Here is a 17,110-nt window from a genome sequence, read left to right on the forward strand (position 1 = left end):
TATCTAAGCAAATGTTTTTTGTAATATACCTGTTGTAATAATTGATTTTTGAATAGTCATGCCAATCTCACAAGCGCCAAAAAATGCTACAATGGCAAAGTATTTGTAAAAGGGGTATCAACGCGGCAATAAAACTGCGGACTATTTACTAAAAATTACAACTATGAAAACAGTGACAAAAGTTATAGCAGGCGCTTTTACAGCAGCAGCTATATTCGTCGGAACAAATGTTAATGCTCAAACAACCCCAGCCAACAAATTACGCTTTGGTATCGGTGTTGAAGCTGGTATACCAACCGGCGACATTCATGATTATTCAAAATTTGAATTAGGTGGTACAGGACGTTTACAATATGGTGTAAACAACAATGTGGCCTTAACGCTAACTTCGGGTTACTATAATTTCTTTGGTAAAACTTACACCACTTCGGTAACTACACCAACGGGTACTGCCACATCTACTTTTAAAGCCAGGTCGTTGGGTATGATCCCCGTTAAAGCTGGTCTTAAAGCATTCGTTTCGGATGGTTTCTACCTTTCGGGCGAGGCTGGCGCAGGTTTTGAAGTTCACCCAACAGTAGCTGGCGGTGATAAAAACACCAAACTTATCCTTTCACCTGGTTTAGGTTACGCAACCAAATCATGGGATATAGGCGCACGTTACGAAAACTTTTCGGGCCAGGGCAGTAACTACGGTATGGTAGGTTTACGTTTAGCCTATGGGTTTGGATTGTAATATCCAAAATTCCAATAATAACAAGAAAGCCCCTCGTCGTGATGATGAGGGGCTTTCTTGTTATTGTCTGAATCAGAATTTACAGAATTAGTGAATTAGCAGAATTTAAGTTGAAACGTTCTTCATTTTCAAATCTTCAAATTAATTATTTCATCTGCACATTTAAAATCTGAAATCTGCACATCTTATACCAGTTTCCCCAGCGCTTCTTTAATCCTTCTTACGGCTTCAATTAGCTTATCTTCGGCCGCAGCGTACGATAAACGGATAGCAGTAGGGTCGCCAAACGAATCGCCGCCAACGGTGGCAACATGGGCTTCTTCTAAAAGATAAATGCTCAGTTCATCAGCATCTTTAATGGTTTTGCCATTATAGCTTTTACCAAAGAACGAAGTTACCTCGGGGAAGAAATAGAAAGCGCCATCCGGCAGGTTTACTTTTAACCCTTCAATTTCACTTAGTAACTTGTATACTATATCGCGGCGTTTTTTAAATGCGGCGCGCATTTCCAGTACAGTTTCTAAACCACCTTCGTAAGCGGCAACACCGGCACGTTGGGTTATAGAGCAGGTACCAGAGGTTATTTGTCCCTGCATTTTATCGCAGGCAATGGCTATCTCTTTGTTTGATGCCGTGTAACCAATTCTCCAGCCGGTCATGGCAAATGCTTTCGACCAGCCGTTGATGATGATGACACGATCTTTAATATAATCAAACTGCGCTATTGATTCATGTTTATCAACGTAGTTAATGTGCTCATAAATCTCGTCGCTTAAAATATATACATGCGGGTGTTTTTCAAACACTTTGGCCAGGCCTTCCAATTCATCCTTACTGTAAACGCTGCCTGTAGGGTTACAAGGCGACGAGAACATAAACAATTTGGTTTTGGGGGTTATGGCTGCCTCTAATTGCTCAGGGGTAATTTTAAAGTTTTGTTCAACAGTAGTGTTTATAAAAACACTTACGCCTTCGGCCAGTTTAACCACCTCGCTGTACGATACCCAGTAAGGGGTAGGGATAATTACTTCTTCGCCCGGATTAACCAAACACAATACCGCGTTGGCAATCGCTTGTTTGGCACCGGTTGAAACTACTATCTGGCTAAAATCATAATCAAGTCCGTTTTCGTTCTTCAGTTTGGCAACAACAGCCTTACGCAGTTCAGGATAGCCTGCTACGGGTGTGTAGTAGGTAAAGTTTTTATCCATGGCCTGCTTGGCAGCTTCTTTAATATGTTCTGGTGTATGAAAATCAGGTTCGCCAAAGCTCAAACTGATTACATCCACGCCTTTTGCGGCAAGTTCACGGCCCAATTTGGCCATTTTAATTGTTGCTGATTCGGATAGGTTATTTATCCGGTTACTTAATGCGCTCATATAAATTATGTTATCGCGGCAAATATAGAAAATAACTTTACTGCTACTTACGCTTGTTATTTATAAATTTGCTGCCTAATAAAAAATGCCTTGAAGGAACAAAAAAGGATCATATTAATTTCGCTGATAACAGGTATTGTATTGATGATGGCGAAATTCGGGGCTTACTTTTTAACCGGTTCCAATTTTGTATTAAGTGATGCCGCCGAAAGTATTGTTAATGTAATTGCCAGTTCCTTCGCTTTTTTTAGCATTTACCTTGCCGCACAGCCTCGCGATGAAAATCACCCCTACGGGCATGGCAAGGTAGAGTACTTTTCGGTATTTATCGAAGGATCGCTTATAGGCATTGCCGGGCTCATCATTATCGGAAAATCGATATATAGTTTAATTCATCCCGAAAATATTCATGATTTGCTCACCGGCGCGGTTATTATTGGTGCCACGGGCGCTGTTAACGGCGCTCTGGGTTATTATATGATTTATAAGGGGAAAGTATTGCGGTCGATAACGCTTGACGCAGACGGGCGTCATTTATTAGCCGACATGGTAACCAGTATTGGCCTGGTGGCAGGTTTACTACTGATTCATTTTGTGGGTTTAATATGGCTTGATAGCGCGTTATCAATTTTGGTAGCCTTGTATTTAATTTATAGCGCCTACAAACTGGTACGTCGCTCTGTTGGCGGACTTATGGACGAGGCCGACATAGATGTAGTTAATGAAGTAATAAAGGTACTAAGCGATAAACGCCGCGATGCCTGGATAGATGTGCATAACCTGCGTGCTCAAAAATATGGTCATGAACTGCATATTGACTGCCACCTTACGCTACCCAGTTATTTTGATTTGAATACGGTGCATACCGAGGTATCGTTGGTTGATAAAATGATTAACCAGGAGGTAGGTATAAAAACCGAACTGTTTATCCACACCGACCCATGTTTGCCCAATTGCTGCCACTATTGCAGCATGCCCAATTGCCCCATCAGGAGCGAGGCCAAAACAGAAACCATTGAGTGGACGATGGATATTGTAGTACGAAATAAAAAACACTTTGAATAATGGCAGAGTATTTTAATGTAAGGGTTTACGGCCTGTTGCTTAATGATAACGACGAATTGCTGGTAAGCGATGAACAGGAATATGGGATGCGGTTTACCAAATTCCCCGGTGGCGGCCTTGAATTGGGCGAAGGCCTGGTTGACGGCCTGAAGCGCGAATTTATGGAGGAGTGTAACCTGGAAATTGAGATTGTAGGACATTTTTACACAACTGATTTTTTTGTGAAATCGGCCTTTAACAATTCGCAGGTCATTAGCGTTTACTATTTGGTACGGAGCATAAGCCCGGTAAATTTAGTTACCAAAACCATAGCCTTTGATTTTGACGGCGAAGGCGAAGTGCTGCAGTCATTCAGGTGGATAAACTTAACTGCCCTAAGTATAGCCGATTTTGCATTCCCTACAGATAAGCGCGTAGTTGAACTTTTACAGGAAGAGTTATGAACCTTACCGAACGCGACCTTAAAGTTATCTGGCACCCCTATACCCAAATGAAAACCGCGGCGCCGCCTGTACCCATTGTAAGGGGGGCGGGTGCTTTATTGTTTGATGAAACGGGCAAACAATATATTGATGCCGTATCGTCCTGGTGGGTAAACATTCATGGGCACGCGCATCCTTATATAGCACAGAAAGTAGCGGAGCAACTGCAAAAGCTGGAGCATGTGATCTTTGCGGGCTTTACCCATGAAGGCGCCGTTGAATTAGCCGAGCGGCTGTTGGCCCATTTACCCGGCAACCAGCAAAAGGCATTTTATTCAGATAATGGCTCTACAGCTATTGAGGTAGCCATAAAAATGTGCTTGCAATACTGGAATAACAACGGCCAGCAACGCACCAAAATACTGGCTTTTAACAATGCCTACCACGGCGATACCTTTGGTGCCATGGCTGTAAGCGGCCGCAGCGCATTTACAAAAGCCTTTGATAGTTTATTGTTCGAGGTCGAATTTATTGATACCCCCAACAAAGAAAACATCCAAAGTCTGAAATCTCAAATCTCACACCTCAAATCTCAACTGGCTTGTTTTATTTTCGAGCCACTGGTGCAAGGATCTGCAGGCATGCTGATGTACGAGGCCGAATACTTGAATGAACTGATGGTCCATTGCAAACAGGAAGGTGTGCTGATGATTGACGACGAAATTTTCACCGGGTTTGGCCGAACAGGAAAATCATTTGCATGCGATTATCTTAATGTACAGCCCGATATTATGTGCTTTTCAAAAGGCTTAACGGGTGGCACCATGGCATTAGGCTTAACAACCTGTACCCAGCACATCTACGATGCTTTTTTATCTGATGATCGGTTGAAAACGCTTTTTCACGGCCATTCGTTTACCGCCAATCCTATAGCCTGCGCATCGGCACTGGCAAGCCTGGATTTGTTTGAACAACCCCAAACAGCCGCAAATATTGAACGGATAGTTAACGCGCATGCATTGTTTGCCGGTAAAATTAAACATCACCCTAAAATAAAAAACCTGAGGCAAACCGGTACCATATTGGCAATGGAGTGGGAAACCGGGGATAATACCTCTTATTTCAGCTCGCTTCGCGATAAATTATACCATTACTTTTTAGCTGCCGGTGTTATATTACGCCCCCTGGGCAACGTAATTTACATTTTACCGCCGTATTGCATTACTGATGATGAACTACAGTATGTTTACAGCAAAATAGAGCAGGCATTACAAGAAATATAACATGTTATTAAACAAACTTCTACCGCAAATAATAGCCGATAACCAGTTGCACTCCCGCTGGCTGAACACGCTGTCGCTGATGGAAAACACCGGGGCCCGCAAAATTTCGGCCAGTGAAGACCCGCTTACGGTGACCTATATTATCCTGAAACATGCTGCCGAAGAGCATCGCCATGCCTTTTACCTCAAAAAACAACTGGAAAAAACAGGTGTTGAGCTGCCAACCTACGCTGCGGAATACCTGCTGGCCCCGGGCTCAAGCAAATACTACTTAAACCAACTGGATATTGACGTTTGCCGCTACCTTAAAAGCGAATTGAACCTTACCGGCCCCGAACTTCGTTTTGCGGCCTATTTGTTGGTAACCTATGCTATTGAAGTTCGTGCCGATGAACTTTACCCCATTTACCAATCGGCCCTTGACGAAGCGGGCAGCAAAGTAAACGTAAAATCAATTATCCTGGAAGAAGAAGGGCACCTGGAAGAAATGCTTAACCAGCTGCACAAATTCTCGCCCGATTGGGAAAAACACGCCAATAAAGCGGTAGCTTTTGAAACCAGGTTGTTTGAAATGTGGGTGAAGCAGCTGGGAGCGGCGATCAATTAGATTGTTTGAATCAGAATTTACAGGATTTTAGAATAAGGAGAATGAAAAGAAATTCTGTAAATTTTCTAATTCTGTAAATTCTGATTCAGACAATTAATACCTCATATACTCCGTATAAACCTCCTGTAAAAAAGCCTTGCCGTATAATAGTGCTGTATTGGTGGCTTTTGCATCCGCGTTTTTATTGCCGGTGTAAACTACTCTGCGGCCGGAGTTATCGTACGATACCACTTGTTGGGGTGCCATAAAACAAAAGCCATTGTCCCAGTCAAAAAAAGCAAAATCTTTGGTGGTAGGGTTAAGCAAATCTTTCGACCATTTAAACTGTTGATGGGGCAGGCCAAGCTGGGTAAGCAGGGTGGCGGCAATATCAGTTTGTCCGCCCAGTTTATTGATTTTTTTGCCTCTGTATTCGGGTTTTATTACTTCGCCAAAAAACAGCAGCGGGATATGGTATTTTACAGGGTTATAAGCTTCAGATACATTGCGTGGCAGGCGGTGGCCATGGTCGGCTACTAAAATAAACAGGGTGTTTTTATACCAGGCCTGCTTTTTAGCTTGTTCAAAATAGGCGTTGAGACATGAGTCGGTAAAGTAGGCGGTACTCCTGAACTTGTTAGCCGCATCGCCATCTTTATCTTCCTGGGGGAAGTGTGGCTTGCCCGGCAGCACAAAAGGCTCATGATTGGTTGATGTTTGCAGGTAGGTAAAAAAAGGCTGCTTTTGTTGTTGGGCAAAATCCAGGTGTTTAGCAAAAAGCACATCGTCATAAACACCCCATTGGGTTTTTACCAGGTTTTGATCAAAGGCGGCTTCGTCGGTAATATGATCAACCTGGTGGTTTTTCATAAACAGGTCAAAATGCATATAATTGCTTTTGCCGCCGTAAAAATATGACGTTGGATACCCCGCCGTCTTAAGCGATGACGCTATGGCCGGCAGCTTTTTATTTTTTAAAGTATCGGCAACAATGGTACGAATGGCCTGCGACGGAAAGCCGCTCATGATAGATACGATGCCTTTGTCGGTCCTGTCGGCAGATGAATAAATGTTGTTGAACAGGATGCCGTTTTTAATGAATTTTTCAAAATTGGGCGCTACGCCTTTATCGCCTCCTAATGACTCAATCACATCAGCCGTATAGCTCTCTATCTGGATAATGACAATGTTTGGCCTGTTGGTGGTAAGTATGTTTACCGTGCTGTCACTATTATAGCTATAAGCCTCCTGCACAAGCCGGGTAGCATTGTTTGGCTGCATAAATACAAATGGGTTGTACGGGCGGCCAAGGTTTTCAACTACGTTGTTAAACAGGTTCCATTCGGTATTAAGAGCTGCCTGGTTTAAAAATTCATGATCAGAAAAATAGGCTGAGTTTTGATCGACAGGTACTGGTTGTAAACCGCCCCTCATGAGCAAAAAGTTGGAAAAAAGCAGTAAGGCTATAACCACGGCTTTTAGCCTGGGTTCGAGCACGGGCTTTTTAAAGTTAAAATCAATGATCTTTAATGACAGGAAGATACCCGATGCCAATATTATAATACATATAAAAACGCTCCTGCCCACCGGTGATGATCCTGTTGAGGCAAATGCTTCGGACGGTGCGTCGTACAATGATTTAAATACCCTGAACACCACTTTGGTGCCCCACTCGCGGAAAATGTTGAAATTGAGCCCGGTATTTAACGAGATAAAAAACAGGCAAACCCAAACATATACTTTAAGCCAGATAGGTTTAACATGCGTTTTTGGTATGCACCAGTTAACCAGGAAAACCAACAGGGGGATGGCGCTGATATAGGCTGCTGCCGAAGCATCAAGCCGGAGGCCGTAAAAATAGGTCTGTATAATGTCGCTTAGGCCGGCATCTTTAAGCTTAGGCAGAAAATATAGCTCAAACGCCAAACGGGTTATTGCGAAGAACAATAACCAGAATAAAAAAAATCTGACTAAACTAAAAAGGTTTCTTAACATACAGGGGTACAAAAGTAAGTACTTTACTGCAATGTTAAGAAACCTTTAGCTTTTTGTTAAAGTAATTGCTTACCTGCCGCCGCGCATGGCTTTCAAATCGTCCATCGTGATTTTTTCAAAATCGGCGGGGATACCAAAGGTGCCGGCAGGTAGTTTTTGCTCGGTTACACTTTTAACCGTAACCTCAGTTGACTGGCCCTGTGCAAATGAAGTATACTGCACCGGGAAACCACCGATGCCAGCGTAATATTTAGCTATACCAGTAGAAGGTATTTCAATATCATTGGTAATCCATATGTCGTAAGTTTTGCTGGTTTTTTTATCGGTAGCAACCACTTTTTTACAGTTAAAGCCATTGATAACCTTAGTTTCGGTGCCCGGGGCAAAAGTAAATTGTGGTAAAGCTGCCATTGCCTGGTCAATATCATCCGGACTGGCTACTGCCGCTTTTTTAATGTTGGCAACAGCTACATCAACTAAAACCACCATCGATGTAGCATCGGCGTTTGTTAAAATTTTGATATTAGCCGGTCCGTTTGAAAAAGCAAATGCACTTGAATCGGCCCTGAAATAGTTTTTAGCTTCAACGGGGCGTCCCATCATCTGGGTAGTGAAATCTATAACGCCTTCGCTATACTTTTTTTGTGCGTTTGCACTCATTGCGGTTGCCGTAAGGGCAAGGCCCAAAGCAATACTTAAAGTTTTTATGCTCATTGTTTTAATTTGATTATTACCAATTTACCTGTTTTTAACTTAAAGACAAATTTATTGGCAGTTAGTTTAATGTTGTTAATTAGATACGGTAATAAGTGAATTGTTACGTTTTAATATTTTATAGTGTATGCTCAACGTTTTTGCAGTTGCCGCAAATCTTTCAATGGTTTGGCTACTGTTACTGCCATCAATGATCAACGTTTGGTAGCCATAGTTGCTATTTACCTCCTGTAAATTGGTGTGCGGGTTACCGGTAATATATAAATAATTGGTCATCAGTTTGCCCGGTAGCTGCTGGTTTTGTAAATGCTTATCAAATATAATTAACCTTTTATTATAAAACTGCATTAACGCGCCGCGTTTTTTAAACCATGTTGAACTGATGTTTTGGCCTAATCCTATAATGCTGATATGCTGCACCTGTGCGCTATCTAAATAAGGTTGTACCGAGTATTTGTAATTTTTATCAGTATCGGCAAGGTTGGTAAGTACAACTGCGCTGCTGCCGTTTTTAAATACAATGCCCGTGTTTTTACGCAGGTTTAAAAAAGCGATAGACTGGGTGTTTTCGGCCCGGTACCTTTTCAGGCTGATGCTTGTGGCAAATAGCAGCAGGCTGGCCAGGCTAAGTTTTATAAGCCATGTTTTTTTGTTGTATAAATAGTAAAACGCGCTTATAATGATTACATAAAGCAGTAAATACTCCGGCACGGCAAGCCATATTTTGCCAATGCCGGCAAAAGGCGCATGTTCAATAATTGCCAGTGCTTTGTTCATGAACAGGATGGTGTACTCCAATAGCCGCGCCAGTAAAGTTGATAGCAGGGGCACCCACGAAAGCGCCAGGTAGGCAACACCGCTATACATAATAACCGATGTAGGTACAATAATGAGCAGGTTACTCAGCAAAAAATAAACCGGAAACTGGTGAAAGTACAACGCGCTTAACGGAAATGTAATAACCTGCGCCGCTATTGATACCGAGCAAGCCATCCAAACTTTATTGGCCCATTTATTTTTAAACTCCAGCCATTGATAAACAACCGGCTGTAACACTACCAGCCCCGCCACAGCCAGGTACGATAACTGGAAACCAACATCTGTTATTAAAAGCGGGTTGTACAACAGCAGCGCGAATGCCGATACCGCCAGGATGTTGAGTGAATTAATGTACCGTGCATAGGTTTTGCCGATAATAACCATACTGATCATCACCGCTGCCCGGCAAACGGCAGGTGAGAAGCCGCTGAGCAGCGAATAGTACCAGATTAGCGCGATAATGATAACCGCTTTTATTACCCGGCCATGCCGGTAGCCGTTTAAAAAGCCAAGCGTAAATTGTAACAGAATATAAATGATGGCTACGTGCGCACCCGAAACCGATAATACATGAATAGTACCTGTTTTGGAATAGGCCTGCAAAATATCGCTGCTCAAATCGGCTTTGTACCCGAGTATTAGGGTTGATGCTACGGCTATGGCGGCCGGGTCATGCATTTGCTGCTTAAACCGGTTAATCATTTGCTGCCGTAAACGCAGCGAAAACGCGATGAGCGGGTTGCCGGTACCATGCTTTACAATCCGGTACATCTCCGGGTATAAAAATGCCTGGTAGTATATATTTTGATGCGCCAGGTATTTTTTGTAATTGAATTCGCCAGGGTTAAAGGGAGGGTCGATAGGGGTGTATTTGGCGGGAATAACCAACTCGTCGCCGTATTGCAGGGATATGGCTGCACTGTCTTTAATGGTGACCAGCAAGGTGCCGGTAACGGGTTTTAATTGCTTATTGTTAATGCTTTGCCCAACTGTTGCCGTAAATCTTAGCAGGCCGTTTTTGAGCTGCGGTTCGGTGGTAACTTTTATCGAAAGATATTGCGCCGGCCATCTGGAAAAATGTTGCCCATTGTTCAACTCGTTGTTATTGATTGCGGCGATGCAGCCTGCCAAAAACAGGATGAATGCGATTAATACCCCGCCAAGCCACCTGTTTTTATAAATAGCCAGTCGTTGGTAGGCTAAATTCAGGAAGATAAATGCAATACTCAGCCCGCCGAAAATGCCCCAAAGTAAAGGCAGGTATGCAGCTGTGATAAAGCCGATACCTAAGGATATCCCTGATAAAAAGGGCAGGAGCAATACAACAAACGGGATCTCGCCTTTATGATTCGCGATCATTTATGATATAGAAAACAATAAAGATATGTTTTAGGAGGATATCTACAACTGGTCCCTTACTTCCAGCAGGAATTTTTTGATGTTTTCGAGCGAATCAATCACCCGTTGGTTTTCTTTATGGTCGCCCAGGTTGCTTTTCAGGTGCTCTTTGGCACCGTTGAGGGTATAGCCTTTATCGCGGATGAGGTGGAAGATGATCTTGAAATTCTCGATATCTTCCGGTGTGAAATAGCGGTTGCCTTTTTTGTTTTTTTTAGGCTGAAGTACATCAAACTCCTTTTCATAAAAACGGATAAGCGATTGGTTTACATCAAACATGGCCGATACCTCGCCCATGGTGTAATACATTTTGCTTATTTCACGTTCTTTGTAAGCCATATGCAAAGGTATCTTTTTGATTTTGGATTTGGGAGCCGGGATTTGGGATTTTTTGCCTGAGCCCGATTAATCAGATTATCAGATTTCGACAGGAACTCAAATTCATTACAATCCGGTCAATCCTGCAAAATCCCTAAACTGTATTAGCTTTTCATCTTCTTCAGCAATGCTTCCACAACTTTTGGAAAATGCAGGTGTTCCAGCTGCTGGCCTTTGAATTTGATCATCTCAAGGTTGTCGCCTGGTTCAATTTTGAATTTCGACTGATGGATAACTTCACCTTCATCAAACTGCTCGTTTACAAAATGAATTGTTATACCGCTTTCTTCTTCCCCGGCATCTAAAATAGCTTTGTGTACATGATCTCCGTACATGCCTTTACCACCATATTTGGGCAGCAGGGCAGGGTGCAGGTTGATGATTTTGTTGGGGAATGCCTTTAATAATGACGCCGGAATCAGCCATAAAAAGCCGGCCAGTACGATAAGGTCTACCTGCAGGTTTTTGAGCAGGCGGATTACATCATCGGTCTCAAAAAATTCATGACGTGTAAATACGTGCGATGGCACTTCAAAATTGTCGGCTCGCTGTAACACAAAAGCTTGCGGGTTGTTGGTGAGTATCAATACAACTTCGGCCTCGGCATTGCGTTTAAAATACTCCATTATTTTTTGGGCGTTTGATCCCGAACCTGAAGCAAAAATGGCAATTCGTTTCTTCATTAAAGTTTTTCAAAGGTGATGAAACTGCCTCAAACGGTAATTAATATGTTAAGGGCAATTTATAAACCGTTCAATAATATTCAAATATAATTTTTTATGTGATTTAATTGCTACTTGTTATAGCTTTTTGCCTGATAAATCCATAGCGTACCACCGTGCGGGCCTTAGTTGCCGAATAATTGGGTTCAACGTCGCCGGTTTGTAATACCAGCGAGTAATTGCCAAGGGTTTCAATCTGTGTGTAGTCAAATGGTTTTTCGGTACTCATGGTGCCACCTGCTACCGTATCTTTAGCCACCATATCTGATGAGAAGTATAACCTGTTTTCGGTCAACGTCCAGGTGCCGGTTGATGTTTGCTCAATACAATCAAAATTGGTGTAGCTGCAGGTATTATCGCTTTTGAAAGTAAAATACTGGTTTTTATCACAATCGGTATTTAAGGTGTCAGGGTTGCCTACCTGCGTATTCCCTGTGTAATGGTAAACCTGTATCGAGGCCAGTTGCCAAACACCGCTGGCTAAAAGGGCCGGAATATTGCTGTTTTTATCTTTTTTGCAGGAGTTCACCAGTGCCCCAACGACAACTAAGGCAAGTATAAAGAGTAATGGAAATTTTTTTTTCATGAAATAATGTACGCGCAAAAATATGAAATCCTGCAGTTATTAATCCACCGGCAGGGGGTATATTTAAATAACTGTTTTAAACGTTTTTTATTTTAATGGAACGGCCAACATCTTCAAGCTGATGTAGCGGTTTTAACTTTTGAATTTTTACTTTTAACTTTTGAAATTAAAACCATGCGTATCCCATTCCCGCTGCTTCAAGCCGAATTTAAACGTGTTTTACTAAGCCTCGACTTTGCAGATGACAAGGCCGACAAGTGTGCTGTTATTTTTGCTGAAAACAGCAGAGACGGCATATATACGCATGGATTAAACCGTTTTCCGGTTTTTGTGCAGCACGTAAAAGATGGGCTGGTTAAACCGGATAACCAACCCAACCGGCAAGCTGGTTTTGGTGCCATGGAACAATGGAATGGCAATTTGGGTCCCGGGATGCTGAACGCCAGGTTTTGTATGGATAGGGCTATCCAACTTGCAAGTGATAACGGAATAGGATGTGTGGCACTAAAAAATACCAACCACTGGATGCGCGGTGGCACCTACGGCTGGCAGGCTGCCAATGCCGGTTACATAGGTTTATGCTTTACCAATACCATTGCCAACCTGCCACCCTGGGGCGGCCTTGAGCCACGTTTGGGCAATAACCCCCTGGTGATAGCTGTGCCACGTAAAGATGGGCATGTGGTGTTGGATATGGCCATATCGCAATACTCGTTGGGGAAGTTGAAGCAATACGAAAATAGTAACGAGCCATTGCCCTTACCGGGCGGATATGATAGCGAAGGTAATTTAAGTACTAATCCGGCAGCCATCCTTGGGGCAAAAAGGCTACTTCCTATTGGGTTTTGGAAAGGATCGGGGCTTGCGCTGGTGCTCGATCTTTTGGCTACTGTATTAAGCGGTGGAAACTCCACAGCAAGAATAACCGAAAGCGGGGCCGATTCCGGCATATCGCAGGTATTTATCTGCACAAAACCTGCAAACGATCAGCAAACAGCCACCTTAATTGAAGAGATCATCGCTTACACCAAAACCAGTACCCCTGAGCAAGAGGGTGGTACAATAAGCTATCCCGGCGAAAATACCCTGAAAACCCGTGAAAGAAATTTATCCGAAGGGGTTTTGGTTGATGAGCGGATTTGGGATGTGGTGAGGGGGCTATAAAGCCGCTCCTCTATTTTTGAATTTTGAATTTTTACTTTTGAATTTACCCAACCATCATCCCCTCAAATTTTTCCCAAAAGCCATCGCGCGGAACGGGGGCTATAATTTCGACAGGCTCGTTTTTTACCGGGTGAATAAAGGTAAGCTTACGGGCATGAAGGCAGATGCTCTTACGCAGGCTGCCACGCGGATATCCGTACTTATTATCGCCTACTATAGGTGAGCCCAGCGTTGATAGCTGTACGCGGATTTGGTGCGGCCTGCCGGTTATCGGGTCAACTTCTACCAGGTAGTACCCGTTAAGCTCGGCAACCAGTTTATAGCTCAGTTCAGATCGTAAACTACCCTGCACCTCTTTGTCGTGAGCTTTGGTTACATTTTTTTGCGGATTTTTTACCAGCCAATGTACCAATGTGCCCGATTCAGGATACGGTTTTTTGCGCACCACGGCATAATAGGTTTTATGCATTTCGCGGCCTTTAAACATTTTATTGATCCGTTCAAGCGCTTTACTGGTTTTTGCAAAAAGTATAACGCCGCTCACGGGCCTGTCAAGCCGGTGTACCACGCCTAAAAAAGCGCCGTTGGGCTTGTTATATTTTTGGGCTATGTACTTTTTAACTTTATCGTCTAATGACTCGTCGCCGGTATCATCAACCTGCACAATATCTCCGGCACGTTTGTTCACCGCAATAAGGTGGTTATCCTCATAAAGGATATCCTTATCAGTAACATCAAAACTGGTATAATTAAACTCGGGGCGGGCCATTTTATTATTTCGGATTTGGGATGTTCGATTTCGGATTTGCTGATTTAATAGCGGAGATAGTTCTTCCTTCTCATTTTCAAATTTTCAAATCCTCAAATTTTCAAATCATTTGCATATCTGCACATCTGAAATCTGCACATCTGCTTAATATTGTTCCTTATCACTCGGGAAGCTTTTTGATTTTACATCGCTGATGTAGTTTTTGAAAGCGCCGTTCATCTGCTCATATAAATTAGAATACTGGCGTAAAAAACGTGGCTTAAAATCGTTGTTAATCCCCAACATATCGTGTATTACCAAAACCTGGCCGTCGCACTGGCCGGCACCGATACCTATAATAGGGATTTGTACGCTTTGGCTAACTTCTGTTGCCAGCTTGGCCGGTATTTTTTCAAGCACAATAGCAAAGCAGCCAAGTTCCTGTAATTTAAGCGCATCTTCACGCAGCTTTTGGGCCTCAACTTCCTCTTTGGCGCGTACCGTGTAGGTGCCAAATTTATAAATAGATTGTGGCGTTAAGCCCAAATGGCCCATTACCGGGATTCCCGCCGTAAGGATACGGCTCACAGATTCGGCTATTTCTATGCCTCCTTCCATTTTAACAGCATGCGCACCAGACTCTTTCATGATCCGGATAGATGAGTTAAGCGCCTCTTTGGAATTACCCTGGTATGATCCGAAAGGCAAATCAACAACAACCAATGCGCGTTTGGCCGCGCGAACAACTGACGATGCATGGTATATCATCTGATCGAGCGTTATCGGAAGCGTGGTTTCGTGCCCTGCCATCACGTTTGAGGCCGAATCGCCTACCAGGATGATGTCCATACCGGCTTCATCTACAATGGTAGCCATCGAGTAATCGTAGGCAGTAAGCATGGCAATTTTTTCGCCACGGTTTTTCATCTCCTGCAGAATATGCGTGGTGATCCTTTTTACTTCTTTGTTTACAGACATAGTTAAATCTATTAAAGAAAGCGCAAATGTAATTTGAAACGCACGAATTTCACGAATTTAATCTAATTACAGTAGGCATGGATTTATAGACACGAATTTCACGAATTCAATCGAATTAGACTAACGCTAATAAATTAACTTAATTGACAGTGCATTCAATTCTTATTAATTTACCCCATTCGTGAAATTCGTGTCTATTAATTCGTGAAATTCGTGTTTTAAATCCGAAATATTCTCTTACTTTTGCACCGTGAATCCGGAAGTTCCTTACTTCAATATTTCTATCAGTTTTCACGGGGCTTTGAACCAGGCGATCCGATTTAATAATCCATTCAATTTTTTTGCTAAATGACGCACTTCACCAAATTACCGGCAGTACTTTTATTGGCTGATGGCACCGTATTTTACGGTAAAGCCGCTGGAAAGATCGGTACTACTACCGGCGAGATCTGTTTTAACACAGGGATGACCGGCTACCAGGAAATTTTTACCGACCCATCGTACTTTGGGCAAATAATGGTTGCAACCAATGCGCACATTGGTAATTACGGCATAGCCGATATCGAAGTTGAATCGGGAAACATCCAGATTGCAGGCTTGGTTTGTAAAAACTACAACATTGCTTACAGCCGTAAACAAGCTAACGAATCTATCCAGGATTATTTCCAGGCACAAAATATTGTGGGTATCAGCGATGTGGATACCCGCCAGATAGTACGCCATATCCGCGATAAGGGAGCCATGAATGCTATCATTTCTTCGGAGATATTAGATATCGAAGAGCTGAAAGCCAGGCTGGCCGAAGTGCCTTCAATGGACGGATTGGAACTATCGTCGCAGGTATCAACCACCGAAACTTACACTTTTGGTAGCGAGGATGCCGCCTATCGTGTAGCGGTACTTGATTTGGGTGTAAAGAAAAACATCCTGCGCAACTTTGACGACCGTGATGTTTACGCCAAAGTTTTCCCCGCAAAAACTACTTATGCCGAAATGGAAAAGGATTTTGCGCCAAACGGATATTTTATATCAAATGGCCCCGGCGATCCATCGGCTATGCCTTACGCTATTGATACGGTAAAGGAAATTTTAGCCGCCGATAAACCGATGTTTGGCATTTGCTTAGGGCACCAGTTACTGGCTTTGGCTAACGATATCCCAACTAAAAAAATGTTTAACGGTCACCGTGGCTTAAACCACCCGGTAAAAAATATCATTATCAATCATTGCGAGGTAACATCGCAAAATCATGGTTTTGGCGTGATCCCAGAAGCCGTACGGGCATCTGATAAGGTAGAAATTACCCATGTAAACCTTAACGATCAATCGATAGAAGGTATCCGTGTAAAAGATAAAAAAGCATTCTCGGTACAGTATCACCCGGAGTCGTCACCTGGCCCGCATGATTCAAGGTATTTGTTTGATGATTTTATCAACCTGATGAAATAAGCTGCGGATATGCAGATGTGCAGATTTTAGATGTGCAGATGATTTTGAAAGCCTTTCGAGTGTTAAACTTGAAAGGCTTTTTTATTGAGATATTAAAACTTAAATTAACATTCATTAACTTCAAAACTGTAGGTAGTGTTCGATTTTATAATTTACCATCCCTGGTTATTTTTTAGCTTTTTCCTGGTGCCTTTGTGCGGAGTGATATTAAGTAAACAATTCAACACCAAGACGCTTTATTATATATGCCTTATTGCCACCGTATTACTTTTTCCGGCCATCACCGGTTATAATTATGTGATGGATAACACCTACGCCTATTTAATTTATATTATTTTGTCTTGTTTGTACGGCATTATACTCATAAAAACCAAAATCAAATCAATTCTGGTTACTATCATTGCATCATGTGTGTTGATAACAATTTTAGGGTGTGTTAGTCGCTTTTGTGCAGCGTTGGGTAGTAAAACAACAGAAAGAGAGTGGGAGAGACAAGATTATAAAATCAGGTACGTAAAAAATCAAAGCTTATTCGGTGGTACAACGATGGAATATGAACTTTATCAATACACAACTTTCCCGATTTTTATGAAGCAGGTTGATGCCAAAATTGATACAACCGGCAGTTGCACAATTAAGTTTGAACTCGCAAAATTTGACTTTAACAGGTGTTCCGGTGAATGAGAAA

At 42.6% G+C, this 17,110-nt stretch carries 17 protein-coding genes; 8 read left to right on the forward strand and 9 right to left on the reverse strand.

Going from position 1 to position 17,110, the window contains the following annotated elements:
- The first annotated feature begins 163 nt into the window (after nucleotides 1–163).
- Nucleotides 164–736 carry a hypothetical protein gene (locus ACFGVS_RS26400; protein WP_439696248.1) on the forward strand — a complete coding sequence of 191 codons (573 nt, stop codon included), beginning with the start codon at nucleotides 164–166 and terminating at the stop codon, nucleotides 734–736.
- A 185-nt stretch (nucleotides 737–921) separates the two neighbouring features.
- On the opposite strand, the gene ACFGVS_RS26405 is transcribed toward ACFGVS_RS26400, so the two are convergent.
- On the reverse strand, nucleotides 922–2,115 hold the full coding sequence (locus ACFGVS_RS26405) for a pyridoxal phosphate-dependent aminotransferase (protein WP_177183958.1): 1,194 nt from the start codon (nucleotides 2,113–2,115) through the stop codon (nucleotides 922–924).
- Between the two features lie 90 nt (nucleotides 2,116–2,205).
- On the opposite strand from ACFGVS_RS26405, the gene ACFGVS_RS26410 reads away from it, so the two are divergent.
- Genes ACFGVS_RS26410 through ACFGVS_RS26425 form a run of 4 tightly spaced genes read left to right on the forward strand, consistent with a single transcriptional unit; the run spans nucleotide 2,206 to nucleotide 5,492 of the window.
- The gene (locus ACFGVS_RS26410) at nucleotides 2,206–3,180 is read left to right on the forward strand and encodes a cation diffusion facilitator family transporter (RefSeq protein ID WP_439696249.1); all 975 of its coding nucleotides are present in this window, start codon (nucleotides 2,206–2,208) and stop codon (nucleotides 3,178–3,180) included.
- A complete protein-coding gene (locus tag ACFGVS_RS26415; RefSeq protein WP_439696250.1) occupies nucleotides 3,180–3,623 on the forward strand; it encodes an NUDIX domain-containing protein in 444 nt (147 codons plus the stop codon). The genes ACFGVS_RS26410 and ACFGVS_RS26415 overlap by 1 nt, the downstream gene beginning before the upstream one ends.
- The gene (gene bioA, locus ACFGVS_RS26420) at nucleotides 3,620–4,885 is read left to right on the forward strand and encodes an adenosylmethionine--8-amino-7-oxononanoate transaminase (RefSeq protein ID WP_439696251.1); all 1,266 of its coding nucleotides are present in this window, start codon (nucleotides 3,620–3,622) and stop codon (nucleotides 4,883–4,885) included. Before ACFGVS_RS26415 ends, bioA begins: the two co-directional genes overlap by 4 nt.
- 1 nt (nucleotide 4,886) lies before the next feature.
- A complete protein-coding gene (locus ACFGVS_RS26425; RefSeq protein WP_439696252.1) occupies nucleotides 4,887–5,492 on the forward strand; it encodes a hypothetical protein in 606 nt (201 codons plus the stop codon).
- A 93-nt stretch (nucleotides 5,493–5,585) separates the two neighbouring features.
- On the opposite strand, the gene ACFGVS_RS26430 is transcribed toward ACFGVS_RS26425, so the two are convergent.
- The 6 genes from ACFGVS_RS26430 to ACFGVS_RS26455 form a co-directional block, all read right to left on the reverse strand.
- Nucleotides 5,586–7,397: an LTA synthase family protein gene (locus ACFGVS_RS26430; protein ID WP_439696253.1), complete on the reverse strand. Its 1,812-nt coding sequence runs from the start codon at nucleotides 7,395–7,397 to the stop codon at nucleotides 5,586–5,588.
- A gap of 138 nt (nucleotides 7,398–7,535) precedes the next feature.
- On the reverse strand, nucleotides 7,536–8,180 hold the full coding sequence (locus tag ACFGVS_RS26435) for a hypothetical protein (RefSeq protein WP_090653236.1): 645 nt from the start codon (nucleotides 8,178–8,180) through the stop codon (nucleotides 7,536–7,538).
- Nucleotides 8,181–8,255: 75 nt separating this feature from the next.
- Entirely contained in the window at nucleotides 8,256–10,358 is a 2,103-nt protein-coding gene (locus tag ACFGVS_RS26440) for a ComEC/Rec2 family competence protein (RefSeq protein ID WP_439696254.1), read from the reverse strand.
- 42 nt (nucleotides 10,359–10,400) lie between these two features.
- Nucleotides 10,401–10,736 carry a MerR family transcriptional regulator gene (locus ACFGVS_RS26445; protein WP_090653238.1) on the reverse strand — a complete coding sequence of 112 codons (336 nt, stop codon included), beginning with the start codon at nucleotides 10,734–10,736 and terminating at the stop codon, nucleotides 10,401–10,403.
- A gap of 143 nt (nucleotides 10,737–10,879) precedes the next feature.
- Complete coding sequence (gene purN / locus ACFGVS_RS26450; RefSeq protein ID WP_090653239.1) at nucleotides 10,880–11,458, reverse strand: phosphoribosylglycinamide formyltransferase; 579 nt, start codon at nucleotides 11,456–11,458, stop codon at nucleotides 10,880–10,882.
- A 103-nt stretch (nucleotides 11,459–11,561) separates the two neighbouring features.
- Nucleotides 11,562–12,083 carry a lipocalin family protein gene (locus tag ACFGVS_RS26455; RefSeq protein ID WP_090653240.1) on the reverse strand — a complete coding sequence of 174 codons (522 nt, stop codon included), beginning with the start codon at nucleotides 12,081–12,083 and terminating at the stop codon, nucleotides 11,562–11,564.
- Between the two features lie 174 nt (nucleotides 12,084–12,257).
- Between ACFGVS_RS26455 and yiaK the strand changes: the two genes are divergently transcribed.
- Nucleotides 12,258–13,247, forward strand: a complete 990-nt coding sequence (gene yiaK / locus ACFGVS_RS26460; RefSeq protein ID WP_439696255.1) for a 3-dehydro-L-gulonate 2-dehydrogenase — start codon at nucleotides 12,258–12,260, stop codon at nucleotides 13,245–13,247.
- Nucleotides 13,248–13,290: 43 nt separating this feature from the next.
- Here the strand turns inward: yiaK and ACFGVS_RS26465 are convergent, their stop codons facing one another.
- Nucleotides 13,291–14,016 carry an RluA family pseudouridine synthase gene (locus tag ACFGVS_RS26465; RefSeq protein WP_090653242.1) on the reverse strand — a complete coding sequence of 242 codons (726 nt, stop codon included), beginning with the start codon at nucleotides 14,014–14,016 and terminating at the stop codon, nucleotides 13,291–13,293.
- A 144-nt stretch (nucleotides 14,017–14,160) separates the two neighbouring features.
- Nucleotides 14,161–14,973, reverse strand: a complete 813-nt coding sequence (gene panB, locus ACFGVS_RS26470) for a 3-methyl-2-oxobutanoate hydroxymethyltransferase (RefSeq protein WP_090653243.1) — start codon at nucleotides 14,971–14,973, stop codon at nucleotides 14,161–14,163.
- Nucleotides 14,974–15,321: 348 nt separating this feature from the next.
- On the opposite strand from panB, the gene carA reads away from it, so the two are divergent.
- On the forward strand, nucleotides 15,322–16,422 hold the full coding sequence (gene carA / locus ACFGVS_RS26475; RefSeq protein ID WP_439696256.1) for a glutamine-hydrolyzing carbamoyl-phosphate synthase small subunit: 1,101 nt from the start codon (nucleotides 15,322–15,324) through the stop codon (nucleotides 16,420–16,422).
- A 300-nt stretch (nucleotides 16,423–16,722) separates the two neighbouring features.
- On the forward strand, nucleotides 16,723–17,106 hold the full coding sequence (locus ACFGVS_RS26480) for a hypothetical protein (protein ID WP_439696257.1): 384 nt from the start codon (nucleotides 16,723–16,725) through the stop codon (nucleotides 17,104–17,106).
- The last annotated feature ends 4 nt before the right edge of the window (nucleotides 17,107–17,110 follow it).

Origin of the sequence: Mucilaginibacter sediminis (assembly GCF_051903035.1) — a bacterium.
Taxonomy (GTDB): Bacteria; Bacteroidota; Bacteroidia; order Sphingobacteriales; family Sphingobacteriaceae; genus Mucilaginibacter.

Coding starts and splice junctions, on each gene's coding strand:
- panB (WP_090653243.1), bottom strand. CDS start 14,973: ATGTCTGTAAACAAAGAAGTAAAAAGGATCACCACGCATATTCTGCAG.
- ACFGVS_RS26445 (WP_090653238.1), bottom strand. CDS start 10,736: ATGGCTTACAAAGAACGTGAAATAAGCAAAATGTATTACACCATGGGC.
- carA (WP_439696256.1), top strand. CDS start 15,322: ATGACGCACTTCACCAAATTACCGGCAGTACTTTTATTGGCTGATGGC.
- ACFGVS_RS26440 (WP_439696254.1), bottom strand. CDS start 10,358: ATGATCGCGAATCATAAAGGCGAGATCCCGTTTGTTGTATTGCTCCTG.
- ACFGVS_RS26415 (WP_439696250.1), top strand. CDS start 3,180: ATGGCAGAGTATTTTAATGTAAGGGTTTACGGCCTGTTGCTTAATGAT.
- purN (WP_090653239.1), bottom strand. CDS start 11,458: ATGAAGAAACGAATTGCCATTTTTGCTTCAGGTTCGGGATCAAACGCC.
- ACFGVS_RS26435 (WP_090653236.1), bottom strand. CDS start 8,180: ATGAGCATAAAAACTTTAAGTATTGCTTTGGGCCTTGCCCTTACGGCA.
- ACFGVS_RS26465 (WP_090653242.1), bottom strand. CDS start 14,016: ATGGCCCGCCCCGAGTTTAATTATACCAGTTTTGATGTTACTGATAAG.
- yiaK (WP_439696255.1), top strand. CDS start 12,258: ATGCGTATCCCATTCCCGCTGCTTCAAGCCGAATTTAAACGTGTTTTA.
- ACFGVS_RS26425 (WP_439696252.1), top strand. CDS start 4,887: ATGTTATTAAACAAACTTCTACCGCAAATAATAGCCGATAACCAGTTG.
- ACFGVS_RS26455 (WP_090653240.1), bottom strand. CDS start 12,083: ATGAAAAAAAAATTTCCATTACTCTTTATACTTGCCTTAGTTGTCGTT.
- ACFGVS_RS26480 (WP_439696257.1), top strand. CDS start 16,723: ATGGATAACACCTACGCCTATTTAATTTATATTATTTTGTCTTGTTTG.
- bioA (WP_439696251.1), top strand. CDS start 3,620: ATGAACCTTACCGAACGCGACCTTAAAGTTATCTGGCACCCCTATACC.
- ACFGVS_RS26400 (WP_439696248.1), top strand. CDS start 164: ATGAAAACAGTGACAAAAGTTATAGCAGGCGCTTTTACAGCAGCAGCT.
- ACFGVS_RS26405 (WP_177183958.1), bottom strand. CDS start 2,115: ATGAGCGCATTAAGTAACCGGATAAATAACCTATCCGAATCAGCAACA.